The sequence below is a fragment of the Nitrosomonas marina genome, assembly GCF_900111605.1.
GTDB lineage: Bacteria > Pseudomonadota > Gammaproteobacteria > Burkholderiales > Nitrosomonadaceae > Nitrosomonas > Nitrosomonas marina_A.
The window spans coordinates 1-2,892 of record NZ_FOIA01000069.1 but is presented as its reverse complement, the minus strand read 5'-3'; the positions used below and the strand labels follow the sequence as shown (position 1 = coordinate 2,892).

4 protein-coding genes are annotated in these 2,892 nt (G+C 42.7%); 3 read left to right on the top strand and 1 reads right to left on the bottom strand.

Annotated elements, in window-relative coordinates; all coding sequences use genetic code 11:
• Positions 1–350 precede the first annotated feature (350 nt).
• The 3 genes from BMY62_RS15660 to BMY62_RS15650 all read left to right on the top strand — a co-directional run bounded on the left by BMY62_RS15660 (position 351) and on the right by BMY62_RS15650 (position 2,176).
• Positions 351–1,139 (top strand): hypothetical protein, encoded by a 789-nt coding sequence (locus tag BMY62_RS15660; RefSeq protein WP_090662173.1) that lies wholly within the window; start codon positions 351–353, stop codon positions 1,137–1,139.
• 355 nt (positions 1,140–1,494) lie between these two features.
• The gene (locus tag BMY62_RS15655) at positions 1,495–1,758 is read left to right on the top strand and encodes a prevent-host-death protein (protein WP_090662170.1); all 264 of its coding nucleotides are present in this window, start codon (positions 1,495–1,497) and stop codon (positions 1,756–1,758) included.
• Positions 1,748–2,176: a PIN domain-containing protein gene (locus BMY62_RS15650; RefSeq protein WP_090662167.1), complete on the top strand. Its 429-nt coding sequence runs from the start codon at positions 1,748–1,750 to the stop codon at positions 2,174–2,176. The genes BMY62_RS15655 and BMY62_RS15650 overlap by 11 nt, the downstream gene beginning before the upstream one ends.
• 159 nt (positions 2,177–2,335) lie before the next feature.
• Here the strand turns inward: BMY62_RS15650 and BMY62_RS15645 are convergent, their stop codons facing one another.
• Entirely contained in the window at positions 2,336–2,698 is a 363-nt protein-coding gene (locus tag BMY62_RS15645; RefSeq protein WP_090662164.1) for an IS66 family transposase, read from the bottom strand.
• Between the last annotated feature and the right edge of the window lie 194 nt (positions 2,699–2,892).

Here is a 2,892-nt window from a genome sequence, read left to right as displayed (position 1 = left end):
TATTTCAACCTGGCGCCCAGTCGCAAGCGTAAAACTTCTCTGATATTGCGCATTGTTATCCTCTTGGCTGCCAATGTCTGCCCCCCAAAAGGCAGACAGCTTAGCAAACTAAATTAAAAACAATGCGTTGAAAAAATTCCGGTCATGTTGAACAGCCATTCCGGCATGTTGAACGCCAATTCCGGAAAATCAGCAAAAATGTTCAGCTTCAACCGGAATGGCTGTTCACGTTCAACCAGAATACTTGTTCACGTTGGGCCAGAATAGCTGTTCAGGTTGGGCCGGAATATGCAATTGTCGCGACACAGTGATCATTACATTGCCTATCAACTCATTTTCTTGGAGAGTGTATGTATCAGTATGGACTCAGATTCATTACTTTTTCACTGACGAAGCAACTGAAAACCTGGCTGCTGGCAGTCACAATACTGGGACTGGTGACGATGAACATTGCCACACTCATCAGCGACAATTTTCACACAGCCGCATTTGCCGCACTGGGTACAGCCCTGGGGTATACAGTGGGTTCGAAGCTGACCGACAAGATGCTGAGCCGCAGCCCGACGGTGAACAGAAACACCGATGTGGCTTCCGCAACAAGGGACCTGTCCAGAAAAAATTCAGAGCTATCCAGGCAGAACCGGACACTGAAAGAGCAGAGCGCCGGTCTGAAGAAAAGGATCAACAGGAAATCAGCGCAAATAAAGCAATTTTCCAAGAAAGCCGCCGCCCGATCGACATTGGCCGCCACCCGTAACCTGTCCTCACTGTCAGGCGAAGCCATTCCGGTACTGGGAATTGCGGTGATAGCCGGTGTCACAGCCTGGAACGTTCACGATTCCTGTCAAATGCTCAAAGACCTGAACGAACTGAACGCTGAATTCGAGCTGCACCAGCATCTGGAAGAAAAACGAGAGGTGTGTGGTATTAAAGTACCCACCAAGGAAGAGATACTGGCTGAAATGCAGGAGAACTGGATCATTGCGTATGAAGGTGCCAGAGACGCGGTTAATCATGCAGCCGATGAAATACCGGAGATACCGGAACTATCGTTGTCAGTAAAGCGATACTGGGCGATGCTGATGGAAACACTGGAAAAATTCATGTCCAGCATTCCCGACTTCTTCAAGGACTGGTAATCAGATAAACCGATAAATCATTAATTCCGTAAATTTTGTATTAACTTCCGGCAGGAAAGATTAACCACCGGATAATCCATGTTACGCGGTATTTGGTCAATGCAATAGGCCATTTACCGCAGGCTGGATCACTCAAGTAACTACTGGCAGTGATATTGTCGGCAATCAAACATAACCTGTATTAGTGTGATTAATAGTTGGTTTTTAAACAATCAGACATTGATTGACTGCATTCGACCCGAAGCGGACTTTGGTTGATTCAATTTTGTTAACGCGCCGAATAAGAAATATACCATAAAGGTAACTAGTTTGTTACAATTGTGTACGCAATTGTGTGTATTAATTGGAGGTTTTTATGACTCAACGTATTGGCGTGAGAGAACTGCGCGAAAAGTTATCATTGTTTCTCGAATCAAGTGAAACTATTGAAGTTACAAGACACGGACAAACTATCGGTTTCTTTATTCCTGTCCCAAAACGGCCAGGGCAAACTCAGCGTGAAGCGCTCCTGGAAGCAGGAAAGCGCATGGATGATGAACTAGTCCGGTTGGGCCTCAAAGAAGATGAACTGTTGGAAGAATTTAGACAATGGCGGCGGCAGAGATCACATGCAACATAAACGTTTAGTCATTGATGCAAATATTCTTATTCGTGCTGTATTGGGTCACCGAGTTAGATATTTAATTGAGCATTACTGCGAATCAGTTGCTTTTTACACGGCAGAAGTAAATGCGGTAGAGGCGGAATTTTATCTCTCTACAGAACTGATGACTAAGCATAACCTGAGCGAATCAGTCTGGCGTCCAGTATATATTGGCATATTGGATACCATTCAGATCATTACTGATGACATTTTAATTGAGATGGAGGATAAGGCAAAATCACGCATCTCATCCCGCGACGTGAACGATTGGCCTGCTGTGGCTGCAGCGTTATTGCTCGACTGCCCTGTATGGACTGAAGACAAAGACTTTTTTGGCGCAGGCGTTGCCACCTGGACAACTGCTACTGTGGAGTTGTATCTTTCTGATATATAATTGAAAATGTTTATGTTTTATATGGTATCTGTCGATTTTCTCATAAGAAATGGTTAAATTTGAATACAGCAAATCTCTACATAAAAGAACGCGACGCAAGAAAATCGATTTTGTTATTGGAGATATTATGACGGGTAGTTGTACTAAAGGCATTATGGATTAATGCATACGCCAACCCATTAACCCTTTGCCGCCCTTAAACTTATCAATGTCTTTCTCCCCTGATAACAAAAACTGCAATAAAGATTTGTTCTGAAATCGACAGGTTTGTGTAACGCTCAGGAGTCTCAAATAATCGGGGGTTGATTCTTTGCCAAAGGACCCTGAAATCTTTCTTTGAACAGCCAAATGTCTTAATGCCCTTTCTGCCGCATTATTATTCCATGGAATACCTTCTATATCGATAAAAACAAACAGTTTTTCACGGTACTTCAGAAATCGTTTTTGAAAAGCCTGTGTAACCTCTGGATAGAGAATATCAAGTAACAATCTATATTCTTTTTTTGTAATATTAATTTTCATTTTCAAGCTTTCCTAAAAACCAACGGTGGACAATGGAAACCGAGCTATAACCTTATAGTTAGTTCCCATCCATAAACGTAACTCTATGAATTCATTTTGATAATTCATAGAAAATGGATGAAAACTCCAGTGGAGAGGTGTACAATTATAGTCAAGCCATTGATTATAAACAGAACACGAAACCACTGGAGGTG

Coding starts and splice junctions, on each gene's coding strand:
- BMY62_RS15660 (WP_090662173.1), top strand. CDS start 351: ATGTATCAGTATGGACTCAGATTCATTACTTTTTCACTGACGAAGCAA.
- BMY62_RS15655 (WP_090662170.1), top strand. CDS start 1,495: ATGACTCAACGTATTGGCGTGAGAGAACTGCGCGAAAAGTTATCATTG.
- BMY62_RS15650 (WP_090662167.1), top strand. CDS start 1,748: ATGCAACATAAACGTTTAGTCATTGATGCAAATATTCTTATTCGTGCT.
- BMY62_RS15645 (WP_090662164.1), bottom strand. CDS start 2,698: ATGAAAATTAATATTACAAAAAAAGAATATAGATTGTTACTTGATATT.